Genomic DNA, 15,859 nt, shown 5'->3' with positions numbered 1-15,859 from the left:
CGTAAAACAGCAAAAACCGCCGCGTGCATGCGGCGGCTCCTTACGGCGTTGCAGCCGCAACGCCAGCCGGTACATGAGCCGAAGTCGACTCCGCAGCCGATGATGGCGCAGATAATGCCGGCTTCACGACAGCTGATCCTTGCGCTTGATCAAGCAACGGTTCGAGGGCAAATAGCTTCACGAACAAATCCATCGCTTCTCCGGCATGCTTCTCGCCGGCCGTTTCTTTAATTCCTAAGATCGGATCGCTCATCATTTGATTCATCATGCTTTTCGTTAGCTTGCGTATAACCTTCAGCTCGCGTTCACCCAGATCAGGCAGCTTCTTCATCAAGCTCTCCATCGTTTCCGAATGGATAACCTCCGCCTTAGTCTGCAACGCTTTAATAAGCGGCACGACACCTAACGTCTTATACCAGCTCCTGAACGACTCCTGCTCTTCCACGATCATCGCCTCGATCTTCGCGGATTCCTTGCGCCTTTGCTCCAGGTTGCTTTCTACGATGCCTTCCAGATCATCAATGTCATACAAGAACACATTATCAATTGCAGCGATAGATGGATCCAAATCACGAGGAACTGCAATATCAATCATGAACAATGAACGGGATTTACGGCGCTGCATCGCCATCGCTACCTGCTCCCGCTTCAGGACGAACCCATCAGCGCCAGTTGAGCTAATAACGATGTCGGCTTCATGCAGCCGGTGGACTGCTTCTTCCATCGTACAAGGCGAACCGCCTAGCTTGTCCGCCAGCTCAGTCGCACGCTCGATCGACCGATTCGCTACAATAACACGATCCGCGCCATTAGCAGCCAAGTGCTTGCCAGTAAGCTCGCTCATTTTGCCAGCGCCAATAATCATGACCGTCTTCTTAGCGAATTGGCCAAAAATCCGTTTGCCCAGCTCCACAGCTGCATAGCTGACGGACACAGCCGACTCGCCGATTGTCGTCTCTGAATGCGCACGCTTAGCTAGCGTGACCGCTTGTTTAAACAGCATATTAAATAAAGTGCCCGTCGCTTTCTCTTTTTGCGCGAGAAGGAAGGCATCTTTCACTTGACCCAAAATCTGCGTTTCACCGATGACCATCGAATCTAAGCCGCTTGTCACTCGGAACAGATGCTCAATCGCTTGATCATCCTCATACATATAAAGATGATTCGTAAAATGCTGCCGCGGCAGCTTGAACCATTGCTCCATAAAGCTTCGAATATAATGGCCACACAGATGGTGCCGATCCACGACGGCATACAATTCCGTTCGGTTGCAGGTTGCGACGATAACGCCTTCGAGAATGCTCTTGGTCTGCTTTAATTGCCGCAATGCAGCTGGCAAATCCCGTTCAGCAAAAGTGAATCGTTCCCTCACCTCGACGGGCGCTGTCCGATAATTCAAGCCTACTACGATGATGTGCATTCGTCCCTGCCTCCTTCTTCTTGGAATGTATCCGGCCTAGTCTCGATAAATTATAGCATAGTTCTACAACCCGTACGCTTTCATTTATGAAAAAAGTATGAAACAACACCTGCCCCTAGTGTGGTCAGGGAATCTTCCCATTATTCCTAAGCGGGCAGCAATCTGTATAAAGTGAAAAGAAATGGCCACGGATCGCTCCATGGCCATTTCCTCTATGCGACGCTTAATGCGTTCTTCGTTCCCTTACAGCAGCTCCCGTATTATTTAACGAGTTCTGCTTGCTTCATTACCGGTTCAACAACTTGCAGTTCACCCATGCCGCGTACAAGCTTCTTCGCATGCGAAGCCGTTGGCTTTAATACAGCAAGCATGTAATCAATTGCCAGCTGCGGATCCACAGTTTCACCGCAGGTGTAACAGTCGAGTGCCGCAAAACCCTTCTCTGGATACGTATGGATCGAGAGATGGCTTTCCGACAGGAGCACGAGCACAGTCGCGCCTTGAGGATCGAATTGTTTGGCTTGAACCGATAGCACAGTTGCACCGCATGCTTCAGCGGCCTCCACCATTTGTGACTGCAACGCTTCTGCATTGTTCAACAAGTCAAAATCTACTCCCCAAGCGTCAACAGCAACGTGTCTTCCGAAAGTTGAGTATTCCATCTTTCGGTTCCCCCTTCCTAGGAATAAAATGTTTGAAAAAATTTCATCCGCTAGGACCTACGTCATTCACTTCCCGAGGGAATAATCTCTCGCAACATTACTATGTCCTGAGTGAATCCTGGTTCCTATTATTGTTCAACGAAAATAAAAATAACATCTATCGACCTGAAATGCAACTGTTTTTTTTGGGCGATTTTATAGGGCAAATTCGATAAAAGAAACCAACTTTAATTCCGTATACAACGTATGTTCAACGTGCTTCTTAGGTGCAAAAGTTAGACAGGAGTTGGGCTAGTTATTTGTCATGCCAGGGCACCCAATAAAAAAGAACCGCACGTTGTGCGGTTCTTGAACCATTCCTGCAATCTTCTTATGCTTCTAATACGAATAGCTGGTGAGTCAACTGGCGAAGCCGTTCATCGATCTCTCGAATCTGGCATGGGTCAGCCGTCTGATTGCGAATATCAAGCAACTCGTTAATGGCGCCCTGCACCATCTTAATCTCGTGCTCGACAAGCTGGCTGCGGAACTGGCGTTCCAGCTGGCCAAGCGTATCTTTATGTTCGAACACGACGCGAGTCCCGTTCTGGTTACTTTCTACAATCCGACGGACTTGCCCCTTATCATAATGATAGATCATCGTATAATTGCTGTAGATTCGATTGACGATCGCATCACCGCGGAAAGCTGCAATCGCTTTACGCATAGCATTCGTTAATCCAGGATGGACTAGGCGGCATGAAAGTTCGCAAACGTAGTTATCATGCTGGCGCTCAAATACAAGGCGGATTTCTTCCCTCCCTGCTAAGTCTTCGAGAACGACCTCTTGGCTCCCATTCTCAAGCACCTTCACACCGTAGTGAATTTGCTGGTCCTCGAAAAAACGGACAAATTGAGACATTTCCTCACTCGACAACTGCAGTTTGGCTTTGACATACTGTGTGGCTAACCGCTCAGCCATAAAAATCTCCTCAATTCTTTAAGCTTGCACTTGTTTAACTCCCTACCTAATCTTATTATACGTCATCCCGAACGTTTATTCCTGCCGAGCGTTCGCGATATTCGCGCATATTTCAGAAAAATCCGTTAGTTTCCCCGAACAGCCTGCTTAAAAATCCTTTATCCTTTGATTTTGATTGAAAGTCACGCGACTTTCTCGCTTAATCGCTGGTTGCGGTAAGGATATAATCCCAAAGCTGTTCGCGTCCAAGCCCCAGCTCAGATGAGAACATAATGACCTTATCCCGTGGATCTGCTTGAAGCGTTTCTTTTACGAGCTTGATTTGTTTATCCCATTTGCTCTTCGGAATTTTATCTGCCTTAGTTACAACAATGCAAATTGGAATCTCATAATGTTTCAGCCAATCGTACATCAAACAATCATCCTTGGACGGGGCATGCCGGATATCAACAATTAGAAGCACGAGCTTGAGTTCATCACGCACCTTAAGGAACGTCTCAATCATTCGTCCCCATGCTTCACGCTCCGTCTTCGACACTTTTGCATAGCCATAACCAGGAAAATCGACAAAATAAACTTGCTCATTAATGCGGTAATAGTTCAATTGCTGAGTTTTTCCCGGCTGCGAGCTTGTCCGCGCCAAGTTTTTACGCAAAATCATTCGGTTAATCAATGAAGATTTCCCGACATTCGAACGCCCTGCCAGAGCAATCTCTGGCAAGGCATCCACCGGATACTGGTCCGGCCTTACTGCACTAATAATAAATTCTGCTGATGTAATTTTCATGTAACGTGAGTCCCTGCTTTCTGTTCTGGTACCGGCAGCGGCAATAAAGCATGCTGCAGCACTTCATCCATATGCGCGACCGGAATAAAGGTCATTTCTGCACGGATGCTTTCTGGCACATCGACCAAATCATGCTCGTTCCCTTTGGGGAGAAGCACTTTTTTAATGCCCGCGCGATGGGCAGCGAGCGACTTCTCTTTCAGTCCGCCGATTGGCAGCACACGGCCGCGGAGCGTAATTTCGCCTGTCATCGCAACTTCACGGGAAACCGGGCGATTCGTCAACGCGCTAATAAGCGCTGTAGCCATCGTAATGCCTGCTGATGGCCCATCCTTTGGTATAGCCCCTTCTGGGATGTGAATATGGATGTCATTCTTCTCGTGGAACTCCGGATCGATGTTCAGCTCAGCCGCTTTGGACCGCATATAACTGAATGCAGCTTGTGCTGATTCCTTCATGACATCGCCAAGCTTGCCCGTTAACGTTAGCTTGCCGCTGCCTTGCATGACGGTTACCTCAATGACGAGCGTATCACCCCCGACTTCCGTCCATGCTAAGCCCGTAACCGCACCGATCTGATCATCCTGCTCCGCTTGCCCGTAACGGAATTTGATCGGCCCGAGCCATTCTTTGATTTTGTCTGAATCAACGACGATGACAGAGCCATCATGATTTTTGGAAACAATCTGCTTCGCTGCTTTGCGGCATAATGCTGCAAGCTGCTGCTCCAAGTTACGCACGCCAGCCTCTCGCGTATATTCGCGAATGACCTGCTGCAGCGCTCCATCATCTACGGTCAACTGGTTCTCATCCAGGCCATGCTCCCTCTTCTGCTTCGGCAGCAAGTAACGTTCAGCAATCTGCAGCTTCTCCAGCTCTGTGTAGCCTGGAATCGACAAAATCTCCATCCGGTCTAGCAGCGGCCTTGGCACATTGTGCAAGCCGTTTGCCGTTGTGACGAACATAACGTTAGATAGGTCGAACGGCACCTCGATAAAGTGATCGCTGAATGTCGAATTCTGTTCAGGATCCAGCACCTCAAGCAACGCAGCAGCCGGGTCCCCTCGGAAGTCCATCGCCATTTTGTCAATCTCGTCTAACAAAAATACGGGATTCACCGTTCCTGCCGTCTTCATCCCCTGCATGATGCGCCCTGGCATTGCACCGACATATGTACGCCGATGGCCGCGAATTTCCGCTTCATCACGCACGCCGCCAAGCGAAATGCGAACAAACTTCCGCCCAAGCGATTTGGCAATCGAACGGGCAATCGAGGTTTTGCCGACGCCTGGAGGGCCTACAAGGCATAGAATCGGCCCTTTGAGCTTCTGCACCAGCTTCTGAACAGCCAGATACTCGAGCACACGCTCCTTTGGCTTATCCAGGCCATAATGATCCTCATTCAGAATCTCCTCAGCACGCTCTAGATCGAAGTCGATTCCTTCCTCGTCTCCTTTGTTCCAAGGCAATGACAATAACCAATCGATATAATTGCGGATAACGCCACCCTCAGCAGAGGTCGACGGCATTTTCTCGAGACGGTCAATTTCTTTCTCGACCTTCTCCTTCACCTTCTCAGGCAGCCCTGCTTCTTCAAGCTGGTTACGCAGCTCCTCGACCTCGCCCGCACGGCCTTCCTTGTCGCCAAGCTCCTTCTGGATCGCCTTCATTTGCTCGCGCAAATAATATTCCTTCTGGGTTTTCTCCATCTGCTTCTTCACGCGCGAATTGATTTTCCGCTCCAGCTCAAGCACTTCGCGCTCATTATGAAGAATGTCCAGCAGTTTCTCTAGCCGCTGGCGGACATCCACCGTTTCAAGAATATCCTGCTTATCGCGAATCTTGAGCGACAGATGGCTCGTTATGACATCGGCTAGACGCCCTGGCTCATCGATATCCGATACGGCGGCGAGCGTTTCTGGCGTTACTTTCTTAGACAAATTAATGTAATTCTCGAATTGGCTCAACACTGTCCGCATGAGCGCATCGGTCTCAGAATCCTCGGATTCCTGCTCGGGCAGCTCCTTAATCATAACCTCGTAGAACTCTTCGTTCGGCAAATAATCAAGCACCTCGGCGCGAACGACACCTTCGACGAGAACACGGATCGTACCGTTAGGCAGCTTCAGCATCTGCCTAACGCGCGCGATCGTACCGATGCGGTAAATGTCTTCCTGCGTCGGTTCTTCAATATTTACTTCAGACTGCGAGCACAACAGAATCATATGATCATCGACCATCGCGCGCTCAAGCGCCCGTACCGACTTTTCCCGTCCCACGTCGAGGTGGAGAACCATGCTGGGATATACGAGCAGCCCCCTGAGCGGAAGCAGGGGCAATCTACGACCTTTCGATTTTCCAGGCCCCATTCCAGCACCTCCATTAATGATGTCTATACCATTTTATCACTCCGCGGAATCAGCCTGCAAATACGGCACTGAAGGAGAGATATACAGCTCTGTCGCAGGGACGGAATCCAACTGATGGAATTTCTCCTCTGCCTGAGGGAAAAGTAACGCAAACACCTCATCCACACGGTCCACCGGAATAATATTCACGCCCTCTAGGCCTTCGAAAATCGCTTGCCAATTTTCACGCGGAATGATCACTCGTTCAGCTCCAGCTTGGAATGCCGCCTCTACTTTGGCAAGCACGCCACCTACCGGTTTTACATTGCCATGAATGCCAACCTCGCCTGTCATTGCCAGCTTGTTATCAACCGGCTCCCCTTTGATCGCGGAGGCAATTGCCGTCGCCATTGCAATGCCCGCTGAAGGGCCGTCGATCGGCGTGCCGCCAGGGAAGTTAATGTGCAGATCATAGTCATGTGGACGAAGGCCGTAGCGGCGCAGCACAGTCAATACATTCTCCACTGACCCCTTCGCCATGCTCTTGCGGCGCAGCGTACGCGAGCCACCGCCGAGTTCTTCTTCGTCAACCACGCCCGTGATTGTGAAAGTCCCTTTGCCCGTGCGGGCTGGGATCGCACTTACTTCAATTTCTAGCAATGTCCCCATGTTCGGTCCATACACAGCTAAGCCGTTAACGAACCCGACTTGGGGCTCTGAAGGCACCTTGCGGTCTGGTCGCGGCGGAATTTGGCTGCTATTCACAACCCATTCAATATCAGCCGCAGTCAGCGTATCCCGTTTCTCGGATAAAGCCAGGCCTGCTGCAAGCTGAATCACATTGACGGCTTCCCGCCCATTCGTCGCATAACGTTTTACCACTTCAATCGCATCGGCAGACGGCTCGAAGCCGATCTTCTTCACTGCATTCTTAGCGATCAGCGAGATTTCATCAGCGAGCAGCGGACGGAAATAAACTTCCATGCAACGCGAACGCAGCGCGGCTGGCAGTTCCTGTGGTGAACGGGTCGTTGCGCCAACTAGGCGAAAATCAGCAGGCAGCCCATTTTGGAACACATCATGGACATACATTGGAATATTTGCGTCCTCGGAGTTGTAATAGGCGCTCTCCAAAAATACTTTGCGGTCCTCAAGCACTTTTAATAGCTTATTCAACTGAATCGGATGCAATTCCCCAATCTCATCAATGAACAAAATGCCGCCATGGGCCTTGGTGACCGCACCTGGCTTCGGCTGTGGAATGCCCGCGACGCCCATAGCCCCTGCCCCTTGGTAAATCGGGTCATGGACAGAGCCGATTAACGGGTCTGCAATGCCCCGTTCATCAAAGCGCGCAGTCGTCGCATCGATCTCGGTAAACTTCGCTTCCGCCATAAACGGCGAAGCTGGATTTTTCTTCGCTTCCTCTAACACGACACGCGCTGCCGCTGTTTTCCCTACACCAGGCGGCCCATAAATAATGACATGCTGAGGATTCGCACTGCAAAGTGCCGCTTTAAGCGCCTTAAGGCCATCGATTTGGCCAACGATATCCTGCATCGCCTGCGGCCTAGTTTTCTCAGCAAGCGGCTTCGTCAGCGAGATCGAGCGCAGCTTGCGAAGCTTATCAAGTTCTTTGCGCGATTCGCGGTCCACGGCAGATCGATTGGTCTTCTGGTTGCGAAGCAAGTTCCAAAAATATAAGCCGATAACGACAGCAAAAAACACCTGGATCAGCATCAACACAAAACTTAGAGTCATTTCAAATCCCCTCCTTAATGTTGGCACATGGCCAATACAAAAAACACCCGCAGGCCTAATACTTGTCAGTATTCCCTGCGGGTGTTTGAATATACAAAAAAGGAGAGGCGAAACGCATCTTACGTTTACTTGATATGCGAATGCTGTTTGCGGCCAGGGATTTCGCCTGTCGCCTCGTAGACACGTACGATCTCATCGATTTCTTTCTTCAATTCTTCCAGCATTTCCGCTTCCGGGACCTTACGAATCATTTCCCCGTAGCGGAACAGCATGCCTTCCCCACGAGCGCCGGCGATGCCAATATCCGCCTCGCGCGCTTCGCCAGGACCGTTAACTGCACAGCCCAGCACGGATACTTTGATTGGCACTTTGATTTTGGAAATGTAGTCTTCGACTTCATTGGCAATCGAGAACAGATCGATATCCAATCGGCCGCAGGTCGGGCAGGAGACGAGCGTCGCCGCATTCGTAATAAGGCCAAAGGTTTTGAGCAGCTCGCGCGCTACCTTCACTTCTTCGACTGGATCCGCGCTTAAGCTAATGCGAACCGTGTTGCCGATGCCCATCGCCAAGAGCGCCCCAATGCCTGCAGAACTCTTAATCGTTCCGGTATGCAGCGTACCTGCTTCCGTAATGCCCAAATGCAGCGGATATTTGATTTTCTCTGCTGCCATCGAGTATGCCGCAATTGCCATCGGCACGTCCGAAGCTTTCAACGACACGATAATATCGTGGAAATCAAGCTCTTCCAAAATGCCGATGTGGAACAACGCGCTTTCTACCATTGCTTCTGGCGTCGGGTAGCCATATTTCTCAAGCAAATGGTTCTCTAGGGAGCCCGCATTTACGCCGATCCGAATCGGAATGCCTTTCTCCTTACAAGCCTTAACTACTGCTTCGACTTTCTCGCGGCGGCCGATATTGCCGGGGTTAATGCGCACCTTGTCTACGCCATTTTCAATCGCGGCAAGCGCGAGGCGGTAGTCAAAATGAATGTCAGCTACGAGAGGAATATGAATGCGCTTCTTGATTTCCTTAATCGCATCTGCCGCTTCCTTGTTGTTTACGGTTACCCGTACAACCTGGCATCCCGCTTCTTCCAAACGCAAAATTTCGGCAACAGTAGCTTCCACATCTGCTGTCTTTGTCGTACACATACTTTGAATGATAACTTCGTCGCTGCCACCAATTGTCAGCGGGCCGACCTTGACGGGTACGGTGTCCTTACGCAAATACATGAGGTATCTCTCCCATGAACGTCAAAGTCCACCCGGCGGACAGACGGCCAAAAAAGGCCGCCCGCCGGGGTGGAAGCATCGACGGTAATGTATAATCGCCTAATAATTAGGCGCTTTCTTCTTTTTTCTTGCCTTTCTTCGGCGTCAACTCTGGCATAATCTTCTCGTTGACAACCTGCTCGGTAATCAGGCAGCTGCTCACATCGTCACGCGATGGAACTTCATACATGACCTCGAGCATAATGCCCTCGATAATCGCACGCAAGCCACGCGCACCCGTGTTGCGTTTGATCGCTTCGCGAGCAATTGCTTCAAGCGCGCCAGCTTCGAACTCGAGTTTAACGTTATCCATCTCCAGCAGTTTCTGGTACTGCTTTACGAGGGCGTTCTTCGGTTCGGACAGGATACGTACAAGCGTCTCCTCATCAAGCGGCTCAAGCGACGAGATAACTGGCAGACGGCCGACGAACTCCGGAATCAATCCGAACTTCAGCAGATCCTCTGGCAGTACCATTGACAAGTATTCGCCCGGTTTCAATTCCTTCTGGCTGTCGCCAGCTGTATTGAAGCCGATCACTTTCTTGCCGATCCGGCGCTTGATGAGCTGTTCCAGGCCATCGAACGCACCGCCGCAAATGAACAGAATGTTCGTTGTATCGATCTGAATAAACTCTTGATGCGGATGCTTGCGGCCGCCTTGCGGTGGTACCGAAGCAACTGTGCCTTCTAGAATTTTCAAGAGGGCTTGCTGTACGCCTTCACCAGAAACGTCGCGGGTAATGGAAGGGTTTTCCGATTTGCGGGCTACTTTATCGATTTCATCGATATAAATAATGCCGCGTTCAGCTTTCTCCACATCATAGTCCGCCGCTTGGATCAGCTTCAGCAAAATATTCTCGACGTCTTCGCCTACGTAGCCCGCTTCCGTAAGGGAAGTTGCGTCCGCAATTGCGAATGGCACATTAAGAATCTTCGCCATCGTCTGCGCGAGTAGCGTCTTGCCGGAGCCTGTTGGCCCTACCAGAAGAATGTTACTCTTCTGCAGTTCAACATCCTCAAGCTTATTCTGCGAGTTGATGCGCTTGTAGTGGTTATATACCGCTACTGCCAACGACTTCTTCGCACTTTCTTGGCCGATGACATAGGAATCAAGGATGCCCCGGATGTCTTTCGGTTTCGGAATGTCTTTGAGGTCCAGCTCTTCTTCATGGCCGAGCTCTTCCTCAACGATTTCCGTGCACAGCTCGATGCATTCGTCGCATATATAAACGCCGGGACCGGCAACTAGCTTACGAACCTGCTCTTGCGATTTTCCGCAGAACGAGCATTTTAACTGGCCCTTCTCTTCGTTGAATTTAAACATGGGATCACCCTTTCTATAGTGACGTAACCACCTTGTCGATCAGCCCATAAGCAACGGCTTCTTCTGCCGAGAGGAAGTTGTCGCGATCCGTGTCGCGCTCGATCTTCTCGTACGGTTGACCTGTGCGTTCTACATAAATTTGATTCAGCTTCTGCTTCGTTTTGATGATCCAGTCAGCGTGAATCTTAATGTCAGAAGCTTGGCCACGAACGCCGCCAAGTGGTTGGTGAATCATCACTTCGCTGTTCGGAAGCGAGAATCGCTTGCCTTTGGCGCCAGCCGTCAACAGAAGCGAGCCCATGCTCGCTGCCATGCCTACGCAGATGGTCGACACGTCAGGCTTAATAAACTGCATCGTATCAAATATACCCATGCCAGCGGTTACTGAACCGCCAGGGGAGTTGATGTACAAGTGGATATCCTTCTCAGGATCGTCGGCCGCCAGAAACAGCAGCTGCGCGATTATGGAGTTAGCGACATCATCGTCAATGGCGCTCCCGAGGAAAATAATCCGGTCCTTCAAAAGCCGGGAGTAGATATCGTAAGAACGCTCTCCACGATTCGTCTGTTCGACTACGATCGGTACTAAATTCATGCGACCAACCTTCTTTCTTTAGGCGGAATGGATACTTCCTTATTTTATCACGTCGACGCGTTGCTGTCATTTTTCCAGATGAGGTCGCTTCTAACAGTATACGACGTGTTCTTGCCATTAAGTACGGGGATTCACTCCCCTATGTGAAACGCAGGGATACTATATGTATGTGTTTAGTGGAAAAATAAGGCACGTTTCAAAGAACGTGCCTTACCCTTCTATACGCTCTAAAGCTAGCCGAGAAGGCTTTGCTTAAGCGTTAACTGCTTCTTTGCTGTTTTCGAGAAGGAATTTGATCGTTTTGCGGAGCGAAACGTCTTCCTTCAGGTTGTCAAGATTGCCATTGCGGGAGAAAATGTCGCGAAGCTCGTCCGCAGGGCGGTTGTACGCTTTCGAAAGCGTTTCGAGTTCAGCGTTCACATCTTCTTCGCTTACTTCAATGCCTTCAGCTTTAGCGATTGCTTCAAGCACGAGGTTGTTGCGAACGCGTTTCTCAGCGTCGCCACGCATTTGCTCGCGAAGAGCTGCTTCGTTTTGGCCGGAGAATTGGAAGTACAGTTCAAGGTTCATGCCTTGCATGCGCAGGCGGTTCTCGAAGTCCTTCAGCATGAAGTCTGTTTCTGTGTTAACCATCGCTTGTGGAATTTCGATTTCTGCAGCTTCTGCAGCTTTCTCTACAACAGCTGTTTCACGCGTAGCTTCGTTCTCTTTCGCTTTGCGTTCTTTCAGCTTGCCTTGGAGATCTTCCTTGTATTCAGCGAGCGTTTCGAATTCGCTAACGTCTTTTGCAAACTCGTCGTCAAGCGCTGGAAGGACTTTGCGTTTGATCTCATGCAGTTTCACTTTGAAGATTGCTGCTTTGCCAGCCAGGTCCGCAACGTGGTAGCTCTCTGGGAACGTTACTTCTACGTCCTTGAAGTCGCCAGTTCCCAAGCCGATAACTTGGTCTTCGAAGCCCGGGATGAACGAACCGGAGCCGATTTCGAGCGAATAACGCTCGCTTTTGCCGCCCTCGAATGGAACGCCGTCAACGGAACCGTCGAAGTCGATAACAGCCGTGTCGCCGCTCTCTACTGTACCTTCGTCGATAACGTTCAGCTCAGCGTGGCGCTGTTGCAGGCGGTTCAGCTCTTCGTTTACTTCTTCCTCTGTTACAACCGCTTCAGCGGAAGGAACTTCGAGGCCTTTGTAATCGCCGAGTTTCACTTCTGGCTTAACTGTTACTTTAGCCGAGAACTTGAACGTTTGGCCTTTAGCAAATTGCTCTACGTCGATCTCAGGACGGTCAACGGGCAGGATGCCAGCTTCATTGACAGCAGCCGCGTAAACGTCCGGCAGGATGATGTCAATCGCGTCTTGATAAAGCGATTCCACGCCAAATTTGCTTTCGAAGATGCCGCGCGGCACTTTGCCTTTACGGAATCCTGGCACGTTTACTTTTTGTACAACTTTCTTGAACGCTTTATCGAGCGCTTCAGTCACTTGCTCCGCTCCAACCTCAACGTTGAGCGATACCAAGTTCGTGTCTATTTTTTCCCAAGTTGCTTTCATGGTTTGCCTTCCCCTCCAACATTACGCATTCAATGCGAAAATCTCACGTTTAATAAACCATTCTATTATAAACAACATCCCCGTAATTATCAAGACTCGGGACTGTCCTCGAACCGTCCGAATCCAGCGACCTGGCGCAGGGAGCGGCAGGCTTGCTCATACCGGAACCGAAGCGGTTCTGAAATTCCATATGTATCGCGAATCGCATCATCTTCTGCCGACCCATAAACCGTAATCAGCAACGTCAAGTGCAGCGCGGCTGCCCAACAATCGATTGTCTCTTCTTCATCATCGAGCATTCGGTTATAAGCGGAAGTTCCATACAAAAATTGCAGGCATTCTTTCCATAGCTCTCTTGCAAAATGTGGAAGCGTCGGATCATCTGATTCGGTCATCGACTCTACCCGCTCCACGGTCTGGATAATCGGGATCGGAAAATCTTCCAATGCGAGCGGCGTCATCTCAATGTCTAATTCCGCGTCTTCGTCCAGCCGTTCCATCGCCAGTTTCCCTGTTACATCACGGCGACGCAAACACTGCAGCGCTTTAAACTGTACGACCGGGTGAACGGAGGCCGCCGTTAGCCATTGGATTATCGTCGGGTCCACATCCGGGTGATCCAAGTGTACAGCACGTTCAAGAGCAAGCATCTGCTGGTCGATAGAAGGATGGTTTTGAATAATGTAAAGCACCTGCTTCACATATGCCTCATCCTGCTCTGCCGGCTTAAGCGCTGCGCGCCTTAGATCAGCCTCTTCCTCTTGGTCCGCTGGGCTCGAGTAATCAAGCGGCGAACCATCGTCGGGAAATGCCATCTCCAGCCAAGACAGCAGATTGCCCCATTCTTCATAATGCCGCGCATCCTCGCCTCTGCATTGCAGCAGGAACCGGATCAATTGCTTCGCATCACTATATTGCTCGGCTTCCAACATCCGTGTCAGTTGGATCTGATAGTGGTCTAGCATCTTCGGGAAAAGATACACGTTATCTCGACTGTCGTCCCGGGGTTCGTTCTTATCCGTAATGTTAGCACCGCCTTGCCATGGGAAACGAATGTTTCGCCAATCTGTGGTTGGTTCATTATACCATGCTGCGCGATGAAACACACGAATGGAAGCGCCCCCTTTTCTCGCAAGCATTCTATAGCAGTTTTGTCCGAGTTAACCCCGATTTAAACGATATTCACCAATAAAAAATTAAGATTGCAAAAACAGACAATGGTATGCTACAATAATTTCCGTTGTGTCCCGGTAGCTCAGCCGGATAGAGCAACGGCCTTCTAAGCCGTCGGTCGGGGGTTCGAATCCCTTCCGGGACGCCACTTTTATTTTTAACCTCGTTAAATCAGCTAAATGAACGTGGATTTTCTTCACGCTAACACTGGTGAAGACCATACGGATAATTGCCGCCTCTTACGTTAATAAACGTAGGAGGCTTTTTTGTGGATCCATGCAAGGGGAAGACACCTATACGAGGAACGCAATCGAAAAGCCGCAAGTGAAAGTCATCATCTTTCACTACATCAACGTTGCATGCCCCCATTTAAGCATACTCCTCCGACATAGTACTTATTGAATCCAATCGTTGATTTGCTGTCTCTATGTGCTCACGATCAAGCTCGAACAAAAAAATTCCCTTTAGTGCTGCGACGTTCTCCTTAATTTAGTGGCAAAGTATTTCTACGCGACACTCGTAAGAGCTCGCACAGATCGTATTAGTTACGAAATGAACATGCCGAAGCAGTTTGTAAACAAACCCAAGATCTTTCGCGCTAACGTCCGAGTACTGCCGTTTCACCTTCGTTTATCGGATACGCGCTCGATTACCTCGTCGATCGTCGACATATTCGTAATCGTGAATACTGGGCTGCGGCCGATAGATTCGGCGTGCTCTTTGAACATGGTGTCTTGCTTCTTTACCCGCGCATAGTGTGTGTCAGCTAGAACAGATAAGTGGCGCTCACCGTTCTCATCGACATAAGCAAATGAGTCAAATCCCTCCGTCAAAATAAACGTAAGGGCATGCAGAGTCTACCTGCATCGTTCGTTTCCCTATAGATGAAGAATACTAACAAAAAAAAAGGTAAATGCTTGTAAATGTCGAATGAACTCATAATCTGATTGTTATTTAAAGGAGGAGACTTAATGCGGGCATTTGACATTTCTAGATTAATGGATGCGCAATTTATGGAGAGACATAACTATGACCCTTATAACGATCTGGAATATACAATAAATAGTAAACAACCGGCACTTAGAGCATTGATTAATGAGCATTTAGTTGATTACGTACATATACTAGACATCGGAATAGCGGCTGTGATTAATCTCCACGAAATGCTAGTTAATAGTAAGCTGGTGGAAACAGAAATCACATTCGTCGTCCTGACGGCTAAAATCACTGGTAATCTTTTATCTATACGCAATATGATGTATGCAGGAATGATGGATTCGATTAAATGTTTACAACGACCAATGATTGAATCAATTGATATTTATTATGCCGCCCTTGCAAGTAAAGACTTCGCTAGTGGATATGGGAATATCACTGAAATGTATGATAATAAAGATTTCTGGAAGAAGAACATAAAAGATAAAAAAGTATACAAGAATTTCCGAACTTTCTTCGAGTCAATTGGTGTCGATTCATCTATTCAGAAAAAATTTTTTAAGAAAAGAGAACAAAACCAAGAATTCTTTTCCAATTCTCTACACAGTTCTTTTAACTCTGCTTTCGCAGCGTATACGATGCCAAACATTGACTTCAGCTCTTACTCATCAGATGTATTTGGTAAGATAACTACAGCCTATCCGAAAATGCTGGTAGAACTGCTTAGTGAAGTCATCTCTTTTCTCCAAATAAATTCGCATGCCATCACTAATGAAATCATACTTGCTAGTTATAACGAAGGTTTAAAGACACTATTTTTTCATAACTACTCAAAAATGGAAGCACTAATAGAGTCATTCGGCCCAAAGCTCGTTGAGTTAACCAATGAAATTCAAGAAGCATTTCATGATGCGGAGGTGGAAAACTGGGTATAAAATAGATGTTTAAGTAGGATTTCGCACGATCACATCGGACATTCAATTACATACGGTCGCGCTAGACGAAACGGATATCGTAGCGTTTCAAGACGAAGAGTTAATCGGTAATGTACTTTATGCGTGAGA

12 protein-coding genes and 1 tRNA gene are annotated in these 15,859 nt (G+C 49.0%); 2 read left to right on the top strand and 11 right to left on the bottom strand.

Annotated features, from left to right (window positions below; all coding sequences use genetic code 11):
- Positions 1–40 precede the first annotated feature (40 nt).
- From hemA to GON22_RS11465, 11 genes are all read right to left on the bottom strand, one after another.
- Positions 41–1,420 carry a glutamyl-tRNA reductase gene (gene hemA, locus GON22_RS11515; protein WP_160396245.1) on the bottom strand — a complete coding sequence of 460 codons (1,380 nt, stop codon included), beginning with the start codon at positions 1,418–1,420 and terminating at the stop codon, positions 41–43.
- 260 nt (positions 1,421–1,680) lie between these two features.
- Positions 1,681–2,082: an adenosylmethionine decarboxylase gene (speD, locus tag GON22_RS11510; protein WP_160396244.1), complete on the bottom strand. Its 402-nt coding sequence runs from the start codon at positions 2,080–2,082 to the stop codon at positions 1,681–1,683.
- A gap of 370 nt (positions 2,083–2,452) precedes the next feature.
- The gene (locus tag GON22_RS11505) at positions 2,453–3,043 is read right to left on the bottom strand and encodes a non-ribosomal peptide synthetase module (protein WP_160396243.1); all 591 of its coding nucleotides are present in this window, start codon (positions 3,041–3,043) and stop codon (positions 2,453–2,455) included.
- Between the two features lie 199 nt (positions 3,044–3,242).
- Positions 3,243–3,830, bottom strand: a complete 588-nt coding sequence (yihA, locus tag GON22_RS11500) for a ribosome biogenesis GTP-binding protein YihA/YsxC (RefSeq protein WP_160396242.1) — start codon at positions 3,828–3,830, stop codon at positions 3,243–3,245.
- Entirely contained in the window at positions 3,827–6,199 is a 2,373-nt protein-coding gene (gene lon / locus GON22_RS11495) for an endopeptidase La (protein WP_160396241.1), read from the bottom strand. The genes yihA and lon overlap by 4 nt, the downstream gene beginning before the upstream one ends.
- A 36-nt stretch (positions 6,200–6,235) precedes the next feature.
- Positions 6,236–7,939, bottom strand: a complete 1,704-nt coding sequence (gene lonB, locus GON22_RS11490; RefSeq protein WP_160396240.1) for an ATP-dependent protease LonB — start codon at positions 7,937–7,939, stop codon at positions 6,236–6,238.
- Positions 7,940–8,064: 125 nt separating this feature from the next.
- Entirely contained in the window at positions 8,065–9,177 is a 1,113-nt protein-coding gene (gene ispG / locus GON22_RS11485; protein WP_160396239.1) for a flavodoxin-dependent (E)-4-hydroxy-3-methylbut-2-enyl-diphosphate synthase, read from the bottom strand.
- Positions 9,178–9,283: 106 nt separating this feature from the next.
- A complete protein-coding gene (gene clpX, locus GON22_RS11480) occupies positions 9,284–10,540 on the bottom strand; it encodes an ATP-dependent protease ATP-binding subunit ClpX (RefSeq protein ID WP_160396238.1) in 1,257 nt (418 codons plus the stop codon).
- Between the two features lie 13 nt (positions 10,541–10,553).
- On the bottom strand, positions 10,554–11,135 hold the full coding sequence (gene clpP / locus GON22_RS11475; RefSeq protein ID WP_006039797.1) for an ATP-dependent Clp endopeptidase proteolytic subunit ClpP: 582 nt from the start codon (positions 11,133–11,135) through the stop codon (positions 10,554–10,556).
- 252 nt (positions 11,136–11,387) lie between these two features.
- Positions 11,388–12,686: a trigger factor gene (tig, locus tag GON22_RS11470; protein WP_160396237.1), complete on the bottom strand. Its 1,299-nt coding sequence runs from the start codon at positions 12,684–12,686 to the stop codon at positions 11,388–11,390.
- 89 nt (positions 12,687–12,775) lie between these two features.
- A complete protein-coding gene (locus tag GON22_RS11465; RefSeq protein WP_336604292.1) occupies positions 12,776–13,792 on the bottom strand; it encodes a hypothetical protein in 1,017 nt (338 codons plus the stop codon).
- 138 nt (positions 13,793–13,930) lie between these two features.
- On the opposite strand from GON22_RS11465, the gene GON22_RS11460 reads away from it, so the two are divergent.
- Positions 13,931–14,007 (top strand) — tRNA-Arg (locus tag GON22_RS11460).
- A gap of 823 nt (positions 14,008–14,830) precedes the next feature.
- Complete coding sequence (locus GON22_RS11455; protein ID WP_160396236.1) at positions 14,831–15,730, top strand: hypothetical protein; 900 nt, start codon at positions 14,831–14,833, stop codon at positions 15,728–15,730.
- Positions 15,731–15,859 lie beyond the last annotated feature (129 nt).

This window comes from Paenibacillus sp. MMS18-CY102 (genome assembly GCF_009789195.1).
Taxonomy (GTDB): Bacteria; Bacillota; Bacilli; order Paenibacillales; family Paenibacillaceae; genus Paenibacillus_T.
The sequence above is the reverse complement of the archived record's forward strand: the minus strand, read 5'-3'. Positions and strand labels throughout refer to the sequence as shown.

Excerpts from the sequence above, each read along its gene's own strand:
- hemA (WP_160396245.1), bottom strand. The coding sequence starts at position 1,420 with ATGCACATCATCGTAGTAGGCTTGAATTATCGGACAGCGCCCGTCGAG.
- speD (WP_160396244.1), bottom strand. The coding sequence starts at position 2,082 with ATGGAATACTCAACTTTCGGAAGACACGTTGCTGTTGACGCTTGGGGA.
- GON22_RS11505 (WP_160396243.1), bottom strand. The coding sequence starts at position 3,043 with ATGGCTGAGCGGTTAGCCACACAGTATGTCAAAGCCAAACTGCAGTTG.
- yihA (WP_160396242.1), bottom strand. The coding sequence starts at position 3,830 with ATGAAAATTACATCAGCAGAATTTATTATTAGTGCAGTAAGGCCGGAC.
- lon (WP_160396241.1), bottom strand. The coding sequence starts at position 6,199 with ATGGGGCCTGGAAAATCGAAAGGTCGTAGATTGCCCCTGCTTCCGCTC.
- lonB (WP_160396240.1), bottom strand. The coding sequence starts at position 7,939 with ATGACTCTAAGTTTTGTGTTGATGCTGATCCAGGTGTTTTTTGCTGTC.
- ispG (WP_160396239.1), bottom strand. The coding sequence starts at position 9,177 with ATGTATTTGCGTAAGGACACCGTACCCGTCAAGGTCGGCCCGCTGACA.
- clpX (WP_160396238.1), bottom strand. The coding sequence starts at position 10,540 with ATGTTTAAATTCAACGAAGAGAAGGGCCAGTTAAAATGCTCGTTCTGC.
- clpP (WP_006039797.1), bottom strand. The coding sequence starts at position 11,135 with ATGAATTTAGTACCGATCGTAGTCGAACAGACGAATCGTGGAGAGCGT.
- tig (WP_160396237.1), bottom strand. The coding sequence starts at position 12,686 with ATGAAAGCAACTTGGGAAAAAATAGACACGAACTTGGTATCGCTCAAC.
- GON22_RS11455 (WP_160396236.1), top strand. The coding sequence starts at position 14,831 with ATGCGGGCATTTGACATTTCTAGATTAATGGATGCGCAATTTATGGAG.